This window comes from Micromonospora lupini str. Lupac 08, from assembly GCF_000297395.2.
GTDB lineage: Bacteria > Actinomycetota > Actinomycetes > Mycobacteriales > Micromonosporaceae > Micromonospora > Micromonospora lupini.
Genome location: NZ_HF570108.1, coordinates 4,887,275 through 4,904,663, shown reverse-complemented (window position 1 = coordinate 4,904,663; position 17,389 = coordinate 4,887,275). Strand labels below are relative to the sequence as shown.

Here is a 17,389-nt window from a genome sequence, read left to right as displayed (position 1 = left end):
GGCCTGGACGTGAAGCTGCCCGGCAATCCGCTGGACGGTCTGCTGCACCCGTAGCGTGCCCTCGCTCAGGTCGAGATCCGACCAGCGAAGGCCGACCAGCCTGCCTCGCCGCAGACCTCATCGTCGCCGCTACGACGTAGAGCGCGTGGAGCCGATGACCGGCTGCGGCGGTCAGGATCCTTCGCACCTGGCGGACGGACAGCCCTTTGCCGACCTTCCAGCGAGGCGACGGAGGACCCGGTGCCGCCATGCCGAACAGCACCGCATCGACGTCTGCCAGCTCCACGATCACGGTCCCCCCGTACGCTCCGTGGCGAGGATAGGGCGTCACCTCAACCATCCGCCGGACCGGAGGCGTTTCTCCTGAGCGAGGGGGTGGGCATGGTCGAGTCGTTCCACGAGTTCGTGGTGCATCGTTCGGCGGCTCTGTCCCGGACCGCCTATCTGCTCACGGGTGACCACCAGCTCGCCGAGGACCTGGTGCAGACGGCCCTGGCCCGGACCTACCGGCACTGGCGACGCGTCCGGGACGGCAACCCGGAGGCCTACGTGCGACGGGTCATGTACCACCAGCAGGTCTCCTGGTGGCGCCGTCGCCGGCTGGTGGAGCGACTGGAGGCGGAGCCCACCGAACGCGTTGATGCCGATCACAGTGACGCCACGACGCTCCGGTTGACGCTGACCGCGGCGCTGCGCCAGCTCACCCCCCGTCAGCGTGCGGTGATCGTGTTGCGCTACTACGAGGATCTGACCGAGGCGCAGGTCGCTGAGGTGCTGGGCTGCTCGGTCGGCACCGTGAAGCGACACGGTCACGACGGGCTGCGACGGCTGCGATCGGTCGCCCCCGAGCTGGTGGAAGTCGCCGCACAGAGGAGCATCCAATGACCGCCCGACTCCGCGACGCTCTCCGTTCCACCGCCGAGGGCGTGCCGGCGTACCCGGTGTACGAACGGGCCCTCGCCACCGCCCGCCGCGACCGTCGACGTCGGCTGGCCGCCGCCGCCGCAGTCGTGACGCTGCTCGCGTTGGCCGGCGTGGCACTGCCGCTGGCCCGTACCCCTGCCCTCGACCCGGCCGCGGCCGGGGACGCCGCGCTGCCCGACCGGATCGCGCTGCCACCGATCGGCACGCTGCACGTCACCGACCGACCCCGGCTCGGTCCGGCGTCGGTCATCTTCGACGGCCGGGCACCGCGTCTGCACGGCTGGAACGACGTGAACGTCGTCGGCGTGGTCGACGCGGACTCCGACCGCTACCGGATCATGCGGATGGGCGGGGAGTCGCTGGCGGGCGAGTTGGTGCACCTCTCGCCGGACGGCCGGTACCTGGCCCGGCCGCGGAGACCAGGACGACCCGGGCGTCGACGTCATCGACCTGGTCACCGGCCGCACCCGGCGGCTGGCGTCGACCGTCGGCCGCAGTGTGTGGAGCACGCCGGCCGGCTGGTCCGCCGACGGCGACTCGCTGGTGGTCCGCGACGACGTGCCGGTCGCGTTCGACGGCGCCACCTACACCACCGTGCTGAGCGCGGTGACCGTTGACGGACAGCGATGGACCAGACTGGCCGCCAGCGCCCAGGAGGCGCACGTCGGGTCGGTCGTCGCCGCCGCGCCGGGCCGGCTCGCCTACCAGTACGGCCGCACCGTCGCGGTGACCGACCTGGACGGCCGGGAGCAGTCCTCGTTCACCCTGCCCGACGAGACCTCGCTGGCCGGCAAGGGCGCATGGAGTCCCGACGGCACTGCGCTGACCCTGACCACCCACCGTCCCGACACCGACGAGTGGACGCTTCGCCACGTCGATCCCGCCACCGGACGTGACGTCGGGCCACTGCGCCTGCCCGCGGTGCCCGGGGTCGTCTCCATCCGGCTGCTCGGCTGGACGCCGGACGGGTCAGCGCTGGTGGCGGCCTACCAGCCGGACCCCCTCGCCCCCGACCCACCACTGCAGGAGCAGACCGGCCAGCCGTCCGGCACCGACCAGACAGTGCGAACCGTGCGGGTGCTGGCACTGACGCCCGGCGCCACCGCGCCACGAACCGTACTCACCGCACCGGACCAGGTGGTCGCCGTCGACATCGCCGACCAGGTGATCCGCAGCGGACGCATCCGCGACGCACAACCACCCGGCGGGGTGGGTGGCCGGTTCTGGATCTGGACCGGTCTCCTCACGGTGCTGGTGACCATAGGCGTGCTGTACGCGGGCCGCCAGCGGATCGCGCTGTGGCGCGACGATCGGAGGGTCCTGCGGGCGCGCCGAACCGGTGAGTGAGGAGCACGACGATCCGACCGCTCGTCGCGTCAGCCGTCCCGCCCCAGCACCTGACGCACCGAGTCGACGAACGCAACGCCGCGATCCCTCGTACCTCGATGGCCGCGAGCCAGCGCTCCCGATGCCTGTCGCGCAACGGCACCGCCGCGTCGGTAGGGGAGCAGGTTTGGGAGCAGAGGGTGCCTTGAACGGCCTTGAACTGCGTCCAACGGCATCGAACGGAGCTCAACTGCACACACCCCTGCCTGCGGCTCCACGTTCCCACAGGTCAGAGTGGTCGCGGTTCTGCGCAGCATTCGACGGCTCTTTCTGTCGCCCGGCAGGGGAGTGTGCGAGGTCAAGGCGCCAAGGAGCCGTTGGTTGGCCCGGACGTCGACGACCAGGTGCGGGCTCAGCGGACGAGCTGCCCCAGTCCGAGCCGGCCTGGCTGGACAACATCGGCATAGGTCCCGAAGCAGGCCGCACGCCCTAGCTCGGCCACCGGGATGCGATAGTGCCTGGCCAGGGCGCTCAGCACTGCGAGGTCGGCCGGTAGCTCGGCCTGGGAGAGCCCGGGAATGACGCACCGCGGAGTGGGCAGGACCACCCGGAGCACGACATCGCCCAGACGTAGTTCCTGCCCCGGTTCGGGGTCACGCGGTGCGTCGATGACCAGGTTCGGGCGAAACCGCTGCGCGGCCACACTGCCACCTCCCATGCGTTCACCCAGCAAGGACAGCGCACCAGTGGTCACGATATGAACGGCGCCGAAGTCGACGAACCGGCCGACCCGCCCCGCGCCCGCGATCGCCGTGATCGTTTCCTGACCGGGCCGGGCGCCGCCCATCCAATCCGGCACCATGCCGACCTCGTCAGGCAACGTCCGGTGCAGCCTCGCGTCGGGCGGCAGCTCCCGGCTCAGCCGCACCGGCCGGCCCAGGTGCTTGCTGAGGGCGGCATCTGCCGCGGCGCTTCCGGCTCGCAGCGACGTGCCGTTGACATGCAGCGTCAACATCGTCTCCGGGCCGTCGTCCCGCATTGTCGTACCGACATCGAGCAGGCGACCCCATCGTCGGGGGTGTTTGGCACTGCCGACCGTCCCGTCCAGGGAGTCGATACAGGCCCATGTCCGATCGCCGCGCAGGCCGGTCGGCTCGACATCGGCCGCTTTGAGAACCTCACCCCTGGCGCTCTTGAGCGGGTAACGCCGGAGCGCGACAACCGTCTGCATGACGATGATGCTGCCTTAACGGCGTAAGCACCCGGAGATGGGTGCACCAGGAACATCCGCTCACCCCGCCGGCTGTACGCGCCACCTTCCGAGCCGAGCGCGACACCAGCCCGACCGCCGATGGCGGTGTCGACGGCACTCAGGACGTCGGGGCGCCGCCCACCGGATGCGCACACGCCGCCGGCTACCGCGAGCCCGGTTCGGGGGAGCCGGTTGGGATGCTAACGCGGCTGGGCAGGGGTGGCTTCCCGCGCTACTGGCTGTGCGGTCGGATGTTGTGGTTGAGGTGGAACACGTTGTGCGGGTCCCAGATCGTCTTGAGTGCGGTGAGCCTGGCGAGTTTGGCGGCCGGGTATGCGCGGCGTACCCCGCGTTGCCCCTCGTCCGCGGCGAGCGAGTTGACGTAGACGCCGTCGGCGTACGGGTCGAGCGCGGCTCCGGCACTGCGAGCGGCTGCCATCCGGACGTCGTCTTCGGACGGCTCGGTCCAGCGGGAGCCGGCGCCGAACTCGAACATGGTGCCGCGGTGGCTGAAGGCCGCGTCGGCATCCGCGACGTCGGCGATGGCCCCGCCGTGCGCTTGCAGGCCGACGCCGGCCAGGTCGGTGCCGTTGTGCAGGTCCGACGCGCCGCGCAGCAGGAACGCCTCGATCGCCGCGGTGGGGAACTGCCGTAGGTAGTGCGCACTGGAGTACCGGCGGTAGGCGTGGCTGCCGACGGCGTCGTCGCGTTGCTGTAGATCCAGGTAGGACGGGGTGGTGATCCGCTCGGCGACCGGGCGCCCGAGCGCGCGCATCGCCGGCAGCAAACGGTGACCCTGTGCCGGGTCGCCGACCCAAACGAAGCCGACCGTGGCGACAGGGCCCCTGGCCGTGCTGTGGACGTCGGCGGTGAAGGTCGCCTGGCGCGGCGCGACGGCGTTGAGGTCCCGCCAGCCTTGGAGAACCGGTACGGCGTCCTCGGCGCGGAAGTCGAACTCGGCGACGAGGCTCTGCGTTCCGGTTCGGTGCAGTTGGAATTCGAAGTCGGTGACGATGCCGAAGTTGCCGCCGCCACCGCGCAGGCCCCAGTAGAGGTCGGGGTTCTCGGTTCGGCTCGCGGTCACCACCTCCCCGTCTGCGGTGACCATCGTGTAGGAGACGACGTTGTCGCAGGCCAAGCCGTGTTGGCGGGCGAGCCAGCCCATGCCGCCGCCGAGGGTCAGGCCGCCGACCCCGGTGTGCGAGACGTTACCTGCGGTCGTGGCGAGACCATATGGCTGCGATGCCTGGTCGAGTGCGCCGAGCAGCGCGCCGCCCTGGACCCGGGCGCGTCGCCGGATCGGGTCGACCCGAACGCCGTTCAACGAGGTCAGGTCGATCATCAGGCCGTCCGCGGGGACGGCGAGGCCCGCCACGTTGTGCCCGCCGCAGCGAACCCCGATCTCCAGGTCCAGTTCGCGGGCCAGGCGCACCGTGGCCACCACGTCGGTGACGCTCGCGGCCCGCACGATCATCCGCGGACGCCGGTCAATCATGGCGTTCCAGACGGTGCGGGCCGCGTCGTAACCCGGACTACCCGGCGTGAGGACGCGGCCGTCGAAGCAGGGACTTGTCGTTGTCGTCATACGACTGAGCCTGACGGAAATCGGTCCAACCGATAAGGTCCGATTGCATGGGCCGAATCAGGACCAATTCGAGCACTGCGGAGGACCTGCTCATCCATGTCGACAGGTCCGCGGCCGAACCGCTGCACCGGCAGATTGCCGCCTCGATCCGAGACAGCATCCGTTCCGGCCGGGTTCGTCTCGGCACGTCCCTACCGCCCACCCGCACCATCGCAGCCGATCTGGGAGTGTCGCGCGGCGTCGTGGTCGAGGCGTACCAGCAACTCGTCGCCGAGGGCTACCTCACCAGCCGGGCGGGCGGCTACACCCAGGTCGCGGTCGAGTCGGCTCCGACGCCGGCCGGTCGGCACAGCGGCGATCGGCCGGCGGCCCGCACCGACTTCGGGTACGGCCGTACCGACGTGTCGTCGTTCCCCCGGGCGGCCTGGCTGCGTTCGGTGCGAACCGTCCTCACCACCACGCCGAACGAACGCTTCGCCTACCTCGACGGGCGTGGCGTACCCGAACTGCACGCAGCCCTGACCGACTACCTCAACCGGGTCCGCGGCACAGCGGCCCGCCCGGAGAACGTCGTGATCTGCAGTGGCTACGGCCAGGGCGTCGCGCTGATACTCCAGGTACTTGCGGCGCGCGGCGCCCGCAGGCTGGCCGTCGAGGACCCATCCGCGGACGACGACGCCCGCCTCGTCGCGGCCGCCGCCGGCCTGGACGTGATCGGCGTCCCGGTCGGGCCAGACGGCATTCTCGTCGAGAAGCTCGAACAGACCGACGCGGACGCCGTCGTGCTGACGCCCTCGCACCAGTGGCCCACCGGCGGGGTCCTGTCGGCCCCCGCGCGGGCCCGGCTGATCGGCTGGGCGCAGCGTCGCGGCGCCGTGGTGATCGAGGACGACTACGACGCGGAGTACCGCTACGACCGCTCGCCCATCGGCGCCATGCAGGGGCTGGCACCCGACACCGTCGTGTACTGCGGCACAGCGAGCAAGACCCTGGCACCAGGACTGCGCCTCGGGTGGCTGCTTGCGCCGTCGCACCTGGTCGACGACATTACGGCGGCCAAGGTACGAGCCGACCGCGGCTCTCCCGTCATCGACCAACTAACCTTCGCCGACTTCCTCACCCGCGGCGAATTCGACAGGCACCTACGGCGCATGCGCCCGGTCTACCGCCGCCGCCGCGACGCACTCCTGGCCGCGCTGCGCGCACGGCTGCCCGAACTGGAACCGGTCGGTGTCGCGGCGGGCCAACACGTCGTCACCTGGCTCCCGCACGACCTGGACGAAGCCCGGGTCGTGGCCGCCGCCGCCCGACGCGGACTGATCGTGCAAGGCGTCTCCCGGTACCGACTGAGCCCCACCCGACCCGGCGGGCTGATCTTCGGCTACGCCACCCTCACCGAACGCGCCATCATCGACGGAGTGGCAGCCCTTGCCGACGCGGTCGCAGAGGCCCGTGCGCCGACCTGCTGCTGAGGGTGCGGCGGCGGTCACACGCGAACCGATGAAGAGACAAGGCACGCTGAGTGCGGTTACCGGGGCCGTGATTTCTGCTCGGCTTAGCCGGCGCGGGGTGGTGCCCGCGATTGTGCGTAGATGTGCTTCCGCGCGGGCGCATTCGGCCTGGATCTGCGCGATCATTGGCGGAAACCTCGGCGACCGCGTTGCTGGTCCGACCACGCCCGCGCTGGGCCTGTGGCGTCTACCCCGGGCTCGGACGCGCCACTCTACGACGGTGGGTTGGCGCCGGTGAGGTGTACCGGCTCCCCAGTCTCGTCGACCCGGAGTCACTGCCGTCCGGCCTGGAGCCGGCGCGGCATCTCCGAGCGGTCGGGCACTTCGTGCCCACTGGTCCTTCTGCAGCGATCCGATGAGCCCACGCTGATGCGGGAGGTTGCGCGGGACCTCTGGCTGCGCGGTCCTGATTGGGACGACGTCGCGGGAGACCTGACGCGCCGAATCTCTGGAAGTAGGCAGACCTGGAGGCCGACCTGAACAAGGTCAGGTGCCTGGATCTGCCGATGTGCGGATGCCTATGCGGCTGGGGGCGTCGTTGGAATCAACAGGATGCGGCCGGTGTGAGAGCGGGCCTCGATGAGCTCGTGGGCGGTCGCGGCCTCGGTGAGTGGGAGGCTCGCATGCACTGTGGTGCGCAGTTGACCGGCCGCGAACAGGTCGGCGAGTTCCCCCATCTCCTGGCGTGCCTGGTCCGGGTTCGCATGGCGCCAGGCGGTGAGGTTGAAGCCGGTGACGGAGCGCAGCGCGAAAAGCTTGACGACGGGGACCCGTTCCAGTTCTCCGGTCGCGGCGCCGTAGACCACGGTGCGGCCGAAGGGCGCAAGCAGGTCGAGGCTGGATTGCAGGACCGATCCACCGACCGCGTCGAGTACGACATCGACACCGCCCGGAGCGGCGGCGCGAACCTGGTCGGGCCAGTCCGGTAGCGCGTAGTCGATGGCGACGTCAGCGCCGACGTTCCGCACGAAGTCGAGTTTGCGTGAGGACCGGGCAGTGCCGATGACGGTGCCGGCGCCGAGGACCTTGGCGAGTTGCACCGCGAGGTGTCCGATACCTCCAGCGGCGGCGTGGATCAGGACGGTGTCGCCGGGGTTCAGCCGCGCGGCGCGAAGGATCCGCAGGGCGACGGGGGCGCTCATGGCGAGCATGCTGGCGTCACCGGAATCGAGATGGTCAGGGACGGTGGCGAGCCAGGACGCTTCAGCGACGACGTAGTCCGCGTACGCGTCCTCGGCGAGCGCGGCGACCCGCCGGCCCACAAGCCGCCGGTCGACGTCGGGGCCTACCTGAGTGACCGTGCCGACGACGTCACCGGTCGGTCGGCCAGGCAGCGGACGCTGGAAGATGCTGCCGCTGTCGGATCCCCGGCGGAACTTGGTGTCGACGAAGTTGACGCCGATCGCCTCGGCTCGCAGCAGCACCTGTCCCGCCTGCGGAGCCGGCGGGTCCGCATCTTCGACGGTCAGCACCTCCGGTCCGCCGTACTCGTAGTACCGGACGCGTTGCACGGCTACCCCTCACCTAAAATGGACCGACAGTCAATTTCGGTTCAGGACGTTACTGGACCGACGGTCCATTTGTCGAGGTGGGTGTCATGACCGAACCCGAACGACTCCGCGCCGACGCGATGCGCAACCGCACGGCCATCCTGCGCGCCACTGAGGAACTGCTGACCCGGTATCACCCGCAGCAGATCTCGATGGAGAAGGTGGCCGCTGCGGCCGGCGTCGGCAAGGGCACCGTCTTCCACCGCTTCGGCAGCCGGCACGGGCTCATGCGCGCGCTCATGCAGGAACGCGCGCAAGACCTGGAGATCGCGATCACCACCGGCCCGCCGCCGCTTGGCCAGGGCGCCCCGCCGCGCGCACGACTCCTGGCGTTCCTCACTGCTGTGGTCGAGATGGTCGCCCGCAACAAGGGCCTGCTCGCCGCCCTTGGCCCTGCGGCGCCCGTCACTGCCGTGCCGGAACAGGAACCGCGCGAGGCGCATCCGGTCTACCGGTCCTGGCACGGCCACATCAGCCACCTGATTCACCAGCAACGGCAGGACCTCGACGCCGACATGCTCGCCCACGTCCTCCTCGCCACCCTGCACAGCGAGCCCATCCTCAACGCACTGGAGCGTGGCGATGGAGACCGCCTCATCCACACCTTGCACGACCTGGTGGCCGGCCTGATGCCGGATCCCTAGCCATCGCCTCATGCCGCCAGCCGGGCGCGTCACCCTCAGCCAGAGCCGTCACGTTCCGTGACCCTTTGCCGGTGTCGGCTGCTCGGTGCCAGCCCCCTCACCGCGCATCGTCACCTGGTCGCCTGCGCCGGACTCACGCTGGTGTAAGTGCCGATCCTGCACTCCCCGATGCGCCGGCAGACCCTCGACGGATCATGACCCCTTCTCCAACAATCCATGCCCGAAAAGAGGAGCAGGTTGGGAGCAGCGGGGTGCCCTGAACGGCCTTGAACTGCGCCCAACGGCATCAAACGGCACTCAACTGCACGCCCCCTGGCGGCAGCTCCACGTTTCCGCAGGTCAGAGTTGGTACGGCGTCCTGTTGGATACCGAAGTGGTCAGCACTTGTCGCTCCCCGCACGCGGCGACGCGGCACGCGGTTGTTCGGCGTTGTGCGAGATTGATTGATTGGCGCCACCACCAGCGGCGATCAACTTCGCTGATCCGTAGAAGTGGACGGCGGGACGACTCTCAACCAACCCCGTCCCTGAGGAGTGGAAGTCATGATGCTGCGCAAGGCGTTCGGAGCGCTGCTGGCGATGCTGACCTTCTGCACGGTGCTGGTCGTCACGGCGGCTCCGTCGCAGGCGGCGGTGGCGTGCTCGGGCACGATCACCTACAGCTACGCGTACCCGCCGAGCAAGCCCGTTGCCGAGCTGGTCATCTACTACAACAGCAGCAACGGCGGCACGAACAGCGCCTGCATGTACCACCGTGGCGCGGCGTACGGCTCCTCGGCGCGGACCTCCGTGCAGATCGCCCGGTGCGCGGAGACCTCCGGCACCGGCTCGTGCACCGCCACTGCGGTCTCCACCAAGGACAACGCCGACTACCTGTACTACGCCGGGCCGCGCGGAGTGACCGGCACGGCGAACAACTGCGTCGACGCGTACGGCGAGATGGACTGGGCCGGCACCACCTACTGGATCCACTCCGGTCGCCAGGGCTGTTGAGTTCGGTGCACCTGACCGGTGGCCCGGTGGGATCCGTCCCGCCGGGCCACCGGTGGTTGCCGTCCGCCGTCCGCGGACGCCCCCATCAGGGGTAGAGGCAGGCGGTACGGCGGGCCGCGAGCCGCTGGTCGGCGGCGAGCGGCAGGGCCTCGGCGGTGCTGGAGCCGTCGGGGCGGGCCGCCCGCACGTCGAGTACGTCGGTCGGCGCGCCACCGCCGAGACAGGCGACCGCGGCCACCGGGATCTCGGCAGTAGGTCCGTGTTGCACGGACAGGCGGTCGAGCTTCCAGACGAGGTCGAACGGCGGGGCGGCCGTGCCGGTCATTCCGATCTGGTGCCAGCGGCGCTCCGCCGGCAGCGCGGGGTCGTCCGCGTAGTAGGCGGCAAAGCCGACGATCTCCACGTGCGTGCCTGTCGCGCTCAGCCGCCACCCACCCGGGCCGGTCACATCGGGGGCGATCGCGAGGGCGATCGCGGCCGGCCCGGGTCGGTCGCCCGGGCAGCGGGACGGTTCCAGGCCCGTGGGCGGGTTGCCGTGCACCACCCCGGAGGCGATCAGCCCACCGTCGGCGAGGATGAACCAGCGGATGTCGGGGGTCTGGGAGGTGGAGTCGGTGATCCGCTCACCCAGGCAGTAGCCGGTGAGCCCGACCACGCAGCCGGGCGGAATGGTGTAGAGGATGCCCTGGTCGCGGCGGGGCTCGCTCCGGACGTGCACGCCACCGTCGTAGGTGACGGCGGTGAAGGCGGCGTCCGTGGTGGTCGCCGGGCAGGCCGTGGTTGTCGTCGTGCCAGCGGCCGACGTCGCCCCCTTGGCCGCCGACCTCGGCTGGGTCATCGGCACCACGGCCGCCGTACCGGCGAGACCGGCGACCACCACCGCCGCCAGCGCCAGTCGCCGTCGGAGTTTCCGGTGCCGCGGGGGGCTCGCGCGCCGGTCGTGGGTCGGTCCGGCTGCTCCGCTGGTGCCGGTTGGCTCACCCGTAGCCGGGGCGGATGGATCCCTCGCCGCCACAGTGGACGGTGACTCGGCAAGGGGCGTGGCGATCGGTTCGGCCGGCGTCGGGTCGGGTGTTTCTGCCCTCGCCGGGTCGGCTGGTGCGCTGGCCGAACTGGCGGGCCCCAGTCCCTCGTTCAGTTCGAACCAACGCTGCCTCCACTGGGCGGTGTCCCCGCCGCAGGCCCCGACGTACGCGAGCAGCACGTCGAGGCTGGGTTGCCGGATTCCGCTGGCAGCGGCGGACAGCGTCGAGGCGCTGTAGCCGGCGACTTCGGCCAATCGCCGGTAGGTGGGGTTTCCCGCTTCGACACGTAACTTTCGTAGCTCATGGGCGAAGGACGACAACGGCCCAGCCGTTGGATCTACGGGCCGCTCGTGCCGAGCCATGCCGCTCCCTTGTCCCGGTAGCGCCCTGGAGCGGGGGTGCCGCAGCACAGGGCCCATGTTCCTTGGTAAGTCCTCCAAAGTCGGGGAATTATATTGAATTCCCCGACCGGCAGACGACGGCTACCAGTGTCTGGGGGGCGGGGGACAGGCAGTGCGCGCTCAGCGGTTGAACGTCGCCGGGTGCGGCCCGACACGCAGGTCCCGCTCCAGCGAGCTGATCGCGTCGACCTACGCGGCGCTCAGTTGTGGTCGGTCTTGCCGAACCCGAACACCAATCGCGCCGGCTCATTGATCGCCACGAAATTCCAATACCGATCCCTGACGTACGCCGGACGCGGCGCCCACGCGTCGAGCAGTTTGATGAGACGTGCCGACGGCGGCCGCCGCTCGCCGGTCGGCGCCGCCGGAGTGAGACCCGCCAACCGGAAGAGGTGAGCCGCCTCGGCGGTATCCAGCCGCAGCGTCCACCCGACCGCGCCCAGCACCGACTCGGACACCTTGCTGTCCCGGCCATGATCCAGCCACGTGTACCAGGACACCCCAACCCCGGCCAGCATGGCCAGCTCCTCCCGCCGCAACCCCGGCGTACGCCGGCGACAAGCATCCGGCAGCCCGACCTCACCCGGGGTGAGCCCTGCGCGCCGGCTGCGCAGGAACTCCCGAAGCTCTGCCCGCCGTCGCTCCTCGCCCGAGATTCACACTCATGCCGGCACCATAGGTCGGCCGTGACCTCAAGCTATTGGCCGGCCTGGCCTTGTAACTGGGAGCAGATTGGGTGCAGGTTGGCGAAGTGGTCACGCGCCGAAGTGCTCGCCGACGCCGGACGGCGACGAGGGCGTTGACCTGTGGTCTTGCATTCGCGCGGTGCGGCGTGACCTCCCAGTAGAGGTCGAAGTGGTCAGGCGTAGTTGTTCCCGGCATCGCTGGCGTCGGTCGGCGTCCCGGTTCGCCTAAGGTCGCGTCGGTGGACGTGCTGCAGATCGATGTGGAGCGTTACCGGTGAGCTTGCTGGGGTCCGCCGCTGTTCCGTCATTCGAGACACCGATCCCGCATGCGGCGCTCTGACCTGGCCCTTCAGGCTTGAGACCTCTTCGGCGACAGTGAAACGCTCATCATGTGCTGATCAACGCGGAGCTCGGCTCGACAGGGCTGGTCCCCACGAAGCTGGCCTCAGCACGCCACCCTGAAGCCGGCAGAGAGACGTCTCATAACCTGCCCCGTCTCCGTTGTGGACGGTCGCGGGCAATGGTGACCTGATTGAGGGGCGATCCGCCGCGGACGATCCCGGGTGACCGTCGCGGCGACGAGCGGGCCCGGAGCAACGCTGCTGCCGCCCAACGGGTCAGTCCTCGTCGCCCTTCTTCTTGTCGCGGTCCAGGGCCAGGTCGAGCGCGAGGACGCTGCCGATGATGAGCAGTGGGTCGACACCGGCGGTGACCTGCACGGCATAGGTGTCGCGGATCGTCAGCCACCGCTTGGAGACCGCGGCCACCTCGGTGCCGTCGCGTTCGATCACGTACTCGTGGTCGAGCAGGTCGCCCTTCATTTCCAGGTCGTTGGGCCCCGGCACGTCGATGGTGAACTTGTCGCGGAACGGCGTGAGCAGCTTCTTGCGGACTTCTGCGGCCTTCTCGCCGCCGATCCGGATCTCGTAGGTGGGACGCAGCGCCACCAGGTGCCGGTGCAGCGTGGCGACCTCATGGCCGGAGGCGTCCTCGATGACGACCTTGTTGCGGACGCTGAGCACCTTGCCGTCGACGTGGAAGACCTTGGTGCCGTGCTCGTCTAGTACGTCGAAGTCGTCGCCGATCGAAAAGAACCGCTCCCTGATGACAAACATTCTTCGATTCTCCCTCACGGTGGGCGCAAGGGCTGGCCGGCGGACCGGTCCTTCCGAAGAGTCGGGCGGGTAGTCGTGGTGCGCCGAGGGCACGATTGGTGGCGATGGCGCCACCGAGGCCGAGGGCCGGGCCATGGGTGAGGCATGCCCTCTCGACATACGTCGGCATAAACCCCTTGGGTGGCATCCTTGACGAGTACGAATACGCTGCGTGACCTGGGCGGACGGGGTTCAGGATCAGGCGGGCCGGGCGCGGGCGTAGACGTCGCCCGAGTTGGCCTCGTGGGGCAGCGCCCGGAGGTACGCCGCCACCTCGCCCGCCGGCCGCCAGCCATTGAGTGCGAACGCCATCTCGTCGCCGAGCGCCACGGTGAACCTGGTGAAGCCCAAGCCGGTGAGCTGGTCCAAGCAGTGCGCGGCCAGGTCCCGTTCGATGGTGGTGAACTCGAAGGACAGCGCCGGCAGGGGGCGGCTCAGCCCGGCCAGCACGGCGTCCTCGAATCCCTCCACGTCGATCTTTACGAAGGCCGGCACGCCGTGCGCCGCGACCAGGGTGTCGAGTGTGGTTCCCGCCACCTCGATCTCGACGTCCCAGATCTCGTCCTTCCAGCCGCTGGCCCCCTCGGCGGCCTGCAGGAAGTCGGCCGACGCCGTGGAGATCGTCGGGTTCGCCGAGTTGACGTGCAGCCGCACCGGCCCGGTACGCGCCCCGCACGCCGCCTCCACCACGGTCACCCGGTCGTCGTCCGCGTAGAGGGCGCGCAGGGCCTGGGTGCAGAGCGGTTGCGGCTCGACGGCCACCACGCGGGCGCCCAGCCGCCGGAAGCTGCCGAGCCGATCGCCCACGTGCGCGCCGACGTCGAAGACCAGGTCCCCTGGGCGAACCAGGGGCGCGTAGAACGCGTCCATCGCCGCCTCGCGGGCCGGGTCGCCGTAGTACGCCTCCAGGGAGCGGCGCAACCCGGACAGGGTCGGGTCCGCCTTGAGTGCCTCCACCGCTCTGGGGTCGTCGACCACTGGACTGACCGTAGTCGCGTCCGGAGCAACGCGAGGGCGATTCGCGCCCATTTCCCGGGCGCCCCTGGATACCCAGCCTCCTGGCCGGCTGCGTCCGCACGACGTCGGCCTGGAGCCGGGCGGCCTGCGCAAGGTCACCGGGCTACGGCGCGAGGAGCTGGCACTGCTGGCCGGGCAGCAGCGCCGACGCGGACCGGCTGCAGCTCCTGGCCTCGTTGCACGCGACCCGCTCAGCGCTCACCGACAAGCACCCCTCCCGCACGGTCTGGACCGCAGCCCGCCCCACCCCCAGCGGGACTTCATGATCGGGTGCACGCTCATGCGACTGACGGGGCCCCACGCTCCGTGACGATGCGCGGCCGGTTGAACGCGGGGCGAGCCACGCGAGTCTGGCGTGATCCACACACACCCGGAACCGTGGCCCGACTGGCGTAACAGGGACCGCGACCAGCTGCGCCGTCTGCTGGACTTCGACCCGGTCGGCAAGCAGCTCTCCCCGCGGATCCGCGACCTCGGGAAGATCACCCGCTACCGCGCCGGCGGCAAGGCCGACTTCGAGGACCGGTACCCACTGGCCGGGCGCTCCAACAGGCCACGCCGCCGGCGACCGTTCGACTCTGCGGCCACGACGAGTACCTGATCCTCGATGTGTCCGACAGCGACCCGGCCGGCGTTCCGCACCTCACCGATTCCACCGTCACGGGATTCCGGGGGCGTGGGCTCATGATCAGCAAGCCCCTGTCGTCACGCCTCGGCTGGTACACCACCACGACGGCGAAGCACATCGACCTCACGATGATCACGCTCGTCGCTTCCGAGGCCCGACACATTCCTCGGCGGGTTCGCCCGGCTGCCCGCGCCACCACCCGACGATCGCCCAGCTGAGCTGGCGCTTGGTCCCCGAGGTGGGGGTGGTGAAGGATAGGTGAATGGGTGTGTGGGACCGCAACAACGTGACGCTGACCGGTCGGAAGGGGGGCCCTACCGTTGTGCTCGCGCACGGCTTCGGCTGTGATCAGCACATGTGGCGTCACGTCGCCAGCGAAATCGGACAGTGGGCCCAGGTGGTGTTATTCGATCACGTCGGGTCCGGCAAGGCTGACCCGGCGGCCTGGGACGCTGACCGGTACGCCCGCCTGGATGGCTACGCCGACGACGTGCTCACCATCTGCCGGGACCTGAACCTCCGGCAGCCGATCTTCGTCGGGCATTCGGTCAGTTCGAGTATCGGGATCCTCGCGGCGAATCGCGAACCGGACCGCTTCTCCGCGCTTGTCCTGGTCACCCCGTCACCGTGCTACATCGATGAAGGAGACTACCGGGGCGGTTTCACCCGCGAGGACATCGACGACCTGCTGGAGTCACTCGACAGCAACTACCTGGGCTGGTCATCGAGCATGGCACCCCTGATCATGGGCAACGCGGAGCGGCCCGAGCTGGGCGAGGAGCTGACGGCCAGTTTCTGCCGGACGGACCCGGCGATGGCGCAGGTGTTCGCCCGTGCCACGTTCCTGTCCGACAACCGTGCGGACCTCGCCGCGGTGAGCGTTCCGACCCTGATCCTGCAATGTGCTCAGGACGCCATCGCACCGCCCGAAGTCGGCGCGTTCGTGCACGCGCAGATCGCCGGCAGTCAGCTCGTCACACTGGATGCGACCGGGCACTGCCCGCAGCTGAGCGCGCCGCACGCCACGACCGCGGCGATCACGTCGTTTGTCAGGGCCGCCTACCGATGACCGCCACTGGGGGGCGTGATCCGCGCGGCCCAGGTCCCAGCGACGACGGAAGCGCACGACCGAGCGAGGCGGGGTTTCCCGCGTTGCTTGAAGACGACCTCGAAGACCTGTACGAGAATGCGCCGTGCGGGAACCTGTCCACCCTCCTGGACGGCACCATCGCGAAGATCAACGGCACGCTGCTGGCCTGGCTCGGCTACAGCCGTGAGGAACTCGTCGGTCGGCGCCGTTTCAGCGACCTGCTCACCGGTGGGGGTCGGATCTACCACGAAACGCACTTCGCGCCAATGTTGGCCATGCAGGGCGAGATCGGCGGCGTCGCCCTCGACCTCCGCACGAAGGACGGCGTTCGCATGCCGGTCCTCGTCACTTCCACGGTCAAGGTTGGCAGCGACGGGCAACCTCAGCTGATCCGAACGGCCATCTTCGACGCCACGATGCGCCGCTCCTACGAGCGGGAGCTCCTCAATGCCCGTAGAGCCGCGGAACGCGAGGACGAACGGCTACGACAACTCGTCAGCAAACTGCAGCGCAGTCTCCTCCCGGCCGTGCTGCAAACCCCGCCGGGACTGGAAAGCGCCGCGTACTACCGGGCGGCGTCCACAGACGAAGTCGGCGGCGACTTCTACGACCTGTTTCCCCTTGAGGACCGCCGCTGGGGTTTCTTCCTTGGCGACGTCAGCGGCAAAGGCGTCGAAGCGGCAGCCGTCACCGCCCTGGCCCGCTACACGTTGCGGGCTGCGACCGTCTACAACCCGGATCCTGCCGCCGCGCTGGCCAACCTGAACACCGTGCTCTGGCAGGAGTACCGCCAGGACGCCCGCTACTGCACAGTTGTGTCCGGCATCCTCACACCCACGCCGGCCGTCGGCGGGTTCACCGCGGTCGTCGCCAGCGGCGGGCACCCCGAGCCACTGGTATTGAAGGCCGACGGCTCCGTCCATTACCACCGTACGAAGGGCCGCATCGTCGGGGCCTTTCCGAACACCCGGTACACCAACACCACCATCGCGGCGAACCCCGGCGACACATTGCTTCTCTACAGCGACGGACTCACTGAGGCCCGCCCCGCCAGCAGCGAGACCGCCGATGGCCGTTACGGAACCGTGGCCCTCGCTCGGTTCGCTCACTCCCTCGCACCCACCAACGCCGCCTCCGCCGTCGCCGCAGTCACCGAGTTGCTCGGCACCTTCGGCGCCGGGCTGACCGACGACACCGCCGTCCTGGCCATCAGCGCCCCACCTGCCTGCGCAAGATTCTGAGTCAGCACCCGTTGGCGTCACCGCTTGCGGTGGGGAGTCCAGCGCTGCGCCGGGGTGCAGCAGTTGTCGCCGCCCCGCGCTTCGCGGCCTTCCTCGACCGCGACCGCGGCGATGACCAACGCGGCGGCGGGGTCGGCCCACCACCAGCCGAACAGCGAGTTGACCGCCAACCCGACCAACAGCACCGCCGAGAGGTACCTACACAGCAGGGTCTGCTTGGAATCCGCGACGGCCGAGGCCGACCCGAGTTCGCGACCGGCGCGGCGTTGCGCTGCCGACAGGACCGGCATCACCGCCAGGGACACCGCAGCCAGGACCAGACCGCCGACACCATGGGAAAGTCAGCCACAGGCGAGGAGCGTA

At 69.9% G+C, this 17,389-nt stretch carries 17 protein-coding genes and 2 pseudogenes; 10 read left to right on the top strand and 9 right to left on the bottom strand.

The genetic code is table 11. The features are described 5' to 3' along the window. The first annotated feature begins 381 nt into the window (after positions 1–381). Genes MILUP08_RS23370 through MILUP08_RS23365 form a run of 3 tightly spaced genes read left to right on the top strand, consistent with a single transcriptional unit; the run spans position 382 to position 2,271 of the window. A complete protein-coding gene (locus MILUP08_RS23370; protein WP_007462338.1) occupies positions 382–885 on the top strand; it encodes a SigE family RNA polymerase sigma factor in 504 nt (167 codons plus the stop codon). Then, positions 882–1,541, top strand: a complete 660-nt coding sequence (locus tag MILUP08_RS35500) for a hypothetical protein (RefSeq protein WP_007462336.1) — start codon at positions 882–884, stop codon at positions 1,539–1,541. The genes MILUP08_RS23370 and MILUP08_RS35500 overlap by 4 nt, the downstream gene beginning before the upstream one ends. Further along, positions 1,423–2,271, top strand: a complete 849-nt coding sequence (locus MILUP08_RS23365; RefSeq protein WP_007462335.1) for a hypothetical protein — start codon at positions 1,423–1,425, stop codon at positions 2,269–2,271. Before MILUP08_RS35500 ends, MILUP08_RS23365 begins: the two co-directional genes overlap by 119 nt. Positions 2,272–2,662: 391 nt before the next feature. Here MILUP08_RS23365 and MILUP08_RS23360 read toward each other — a convergent pair whose 3' ends face one another. Together MILUP08_RS23360 and MILUP08_RS23355 are read right to left on the bottom strand one after the other, a co-directional pair. Further along, positions 2,663–3,481, bottom strand: a complete 819-nt coding sequence (locus MILUP08_RS23360; protein ID WP_007462333.1) for an MOSC domain-containing protein — start codon at positions 3,479–3,481, stop codon at positions 2,663–2,665. 253 nt (positions 3,482–3,734) lie between these two features. Then, positions 3,735–5,087 carry an FAD-binding oxidoreductase gene (locus MILUP08_RS23355; protein ID WP_007462331.1) on the bottom strand — a complete coding sequence of 451 codons (1,353 nt, stop codon included), beginning with the start codon at positions 5,085–5,087 and terminating at the stop codon, positions 3,735–3,737. A 47-nt stretch (positions 5,088–5,134) separates the two neighbouring features. On the opposite strand from MILUP08_RS23355, the gene pdxR reads away from it, so the two are divergent. Further along, positions 5,135–6,559 (top strand): MocR-like pyridoxine biosynthesis transcription factor PdxR, encoded by a 1,425-nt coding sequence (gene pdxR / locus MILUP08_RS23350; protein WP_007462329.1) that lies wholly within the window; start codon positions 5,135–5,137, stop codon positions 6,557–6,559. A gap of 557 nt (positions 6,560–7,116) precedes the next feature. Here pdxR and MILUP08_RS23345 read toward each other — a convergent pair. Further along, positions 7,117–8,070 (bottom strand): quinone oxidoreductase family protein, encoded by a 954-nt coding sequence (locus tag MILUP08_RS23345; RefSeq protein WP_237747180.1) that lies wholly within the window; start codon positions 8,068–8,070, stop codon positions 7,117–7,119. Positions 8,071–8,195: 125 nt separating this feature from the next. Between MILUP08_RS23345 and MILUP08_RS23340 the strand changes: the two genes are divergently transcribed. Both MILUP08_RS23340 and MILUP08_RS23335 read left to right on the top strand, forming a co-directional pair. Further along, on the top strand, positions 8,196–8,792 hold the full coding sequence (locus tag MILUP08_RS23340) for a TetR/AcrR family transcriptional regulator (RefSeq protein WP_007462324.1): 597 nt from the start codon (positions 8,196–8,198) through the stop codon (positions 8,790–8,792). A 542-nt stretch (positions 8,793–9,334) separates the two neighbouring features. Further along, positions 9,335–9,784 carry a hypothetical protein gene (locus tag MILUP08_RS23335; protein ID WP_007462323.1) on the top strand — a complete coding sequence of 150 codons (450 nt, stop codon included), beginning with the start codon at positions 9,335–9,337 and terminating at the stop codon, positions 9,782–9,784. Between the two features lie 85 nt (positions 9,785–9,869). Here MILUP08_RS23335 and MILUP08_RS36390 read toward each other — a convergent pair whose 3' ends face one another. The 5 genes and pseudogenes from MILUP08_RS36390 to MILUP08_RS23315 all read right to left on the bottom strand — a co-directional run bounded on the left by MILUP08_RS36390 (position 9,870) and on the right by MILUP08_RS23315 (position 14,079). Beyond that, positions 9,870–10,622, bottom strand: a complete 753-nt coding sequence (locus MILUP08_RS36390; protein ID WP_202805308.1) for a hypothetical protein — start codon at positions 10,620–10,622, stop codon at positions 9,870–9,872. A gap of 336 nt (positions 10,623–10,958) precedes the next feature. Beyond that, a pseudogene (locus MILUP08_RS36385) lies at positions 10,959–11,171 on the bottom strand (helix-turn-helix domain-containing protein); the annotation flags it as partial. 239 nt (positions 11,172–11,410) lie between these two features. Next, positions 11,411–11,728, bottom strand: coding sequence for a helix-turn-helix domain-containing protein (locus MILUP08_RS23325; RefSeq protein WP_007462318.1), 318 nt, complete (start codon positions 11,726–11,728; stop codon positions 11,411–11,413). Between the two features lie 785 nt (positions 11,729–12,513). Continuing rightward, positions 12,514–13,011 (bottom strand): LURP-one-related/scramblase family protein, encoded by a 498-nt coding sequence (locus tag MILUP08_RS23320; protein WP_007462316.1) that lies wholly within the window; start codon positions 13,009–13,011, stop codon positions 12,514–12,516. Between the two features lie 237 nt (positions 13,012–13,248). Then, positions 13,249–14,079 carry an FkbM family methyltransferase gene (locus MILUP08_RS23315; protein WP_083915908.1) on the bottom strand — a complete coding sequence of 277 codons (831 nt, stop codon included), beginning with the start codon at positions 14,077–14,079 and terminating at the stop codon, positions 13,249–13,251. A 343-nt stretch (positions 14,080–14,422) separates the two neighbouring features. On the opposite strand from MILUP08_RS23315, the gene MILUP08_RS23310 reads away from it, so the two are divergent. The 4 genes from MILUP08_RS23310 to MILUP08_RS23295 all read left to right on the top strand — a co-directional run bounded on the left by MILUP08_RS23310 (position 14,423) and on the right by MILUP08_RS23295 (position 17,026). Beyond that, positions 14,423–14,668 carry a hypothetical protein gene (locus tag MILUP08_RS23310; RefSeq protein WP_007462311.1) on the top strand — a complete coding sequence of 82 codons (246 nt, stop codon included), beginning with the start codon at positions 14,423–14,425 and terminating at the stop codon, positions 14,666–14,668. Between the two features lie 83 nt (positions 14,669–14,751). Continuing rightward, positions 14,752–14,913 (top strand): hypothetical protein, encoded by a 162-nt coding sequence (locus MILUP08_RS36075; RefSeq protein WP_167626064.1) that lies wholly within the window; start codon positions 14,752–14,754, stop codon positions 14,911–14,913. A 44-nt stretch (positions 14,914–14,957) separates the two neighbouring features. Continuing rightward, positions 14,958–15,764 (top strand): alpha/beta fold hydrolase, encoded by an 807-nt coding sequence (locus MILUP08_RS23300; protein WP_007462307.1) that lies wholly within the window; start codon positions 14,958–14,960, stop codon positions 15,762–15,764. Between the two features lie 83 nt (positions 15,765–15,847). Continuing rightward, positions 15,848–17,026 (top strand): PP2C family protein-serine/threonine phosphatase, encoded by a 1,179-nt coding sequence (locus MILUP08_RS23295; protein WP_237747179.1) that lies wholly within the window; start codon positions 15,848–15,850, stop codon positions 17,024–17,026. Here MILUP08_RS23295 and MILUP08_RS23290 read toward each other — a convergent pair. Further along, positions 17,009–17,361 (bottom strand): annotated as a pseudogene (locus MILUP08_RS23290) (cation efflux transmembrane domain-containing protein); the annotation flags it as partial. The gene MILUP08_RS23295 and the pseudogene MILUP08_RS23290 sit on opposite strands and share 18 nt — an antisense overlap. Positions 17,362–17,389: the final 28 nt, after the last annotated feature.

Bases quoted from the DNA above. Each gene is read 5' to 3' on its own strand.
- MILUP08_RS23370 (WP_007462338.1), top strand. From the start codon at position 382: ATGGTCGAGTCGTTCCACGAGTTCGTGGTGCATCGTTCGGCGGCTCTG.
- MILUP08_RS35500 (WP_007462336.1), top strand. From the start codon at position 882: ATGACCGCCCGACTCCGCGACGCTCTCCGTTCCACCGCCGAGGGCGTG.
- MILUP08_RS23360 (WP_007462333.1), bottom strand. From the start codon at position 3,481: ATGCAGACGGTTGTCGCGCTCCGGCGTTACCCGCTCAAGAGCGCCAGG.
- MILUP08_RS23355 (WP_007462331.1), bottom strand. From the start codon at position 5,087: ATGACGACAACGACAAGTCCCTGCTTCGACGGCCGCGTCCTCACGCCG.
- pdxR (WP_007462329.1), top strand. From the start codon at position 5,135: ATGGGCCGAATCAGGACCAATTCGAGCACTGCGGAGGACCTGCTCATC.
- MILUP08_RS23340 (WP_007462324.1), top strand. From the start codon at position 8,196: ATGACCGAACCCGAACGACTCCGCGCCGACGCGATGCGCAACCGCACG.
- MILUP08_RS23335 (WP_007462323.1), top strand. From the start codon at position 9,335: ATGATGCTGCGCAAGGCGTTCGGAGCGCTGCTGGCGATGCTGACCTTC.
- MILUP08_RS36390 (WP_202805308.1), bottom strand. From the start codon at position 10,622: ATGACCCAGCCGAGGTCGGCGGCCAAGGGGGCGACGTCGGCCGCTGGC.
- MILUP08_RS23325 (WP_007462318.1), bottom strand. From the start codon at position 11,728: ATGCTGGCCGGGGTTGGGGTGTCCTGGTACACGTGGCTGGATCATGGC.
- MILUP08_RS23320 (WP_007462316.1), bottom strand. From the start codon at position 13,011: ATGTTTGTCATCAGGGAGCGGTTCTTTTCGATCGGCGACGACTTCGAC.
- MILUP08_RS23315 (WP_083915908.1), bottom strand. From the start codon at position 14,079: ATGGGCGCGAATCGCCCTCGCGTTGCTCCGGACGCGACTACGGTCAGT.
- MILUP08_RS36075 (WP_167626064.1), top strand. From the start codon at position 14,752: ATGATCAGCAAGCCCCTGTCGTCACGCCTCGGCTGGTACACCACCACG.
- MILUP08_RS23300 (WP_007462307.1), top strand. From the start codon at position 14,958: ATGGGTGTGTGGGACCGCAACAACGTGACGCTGACCGGTCGGAAGGGG.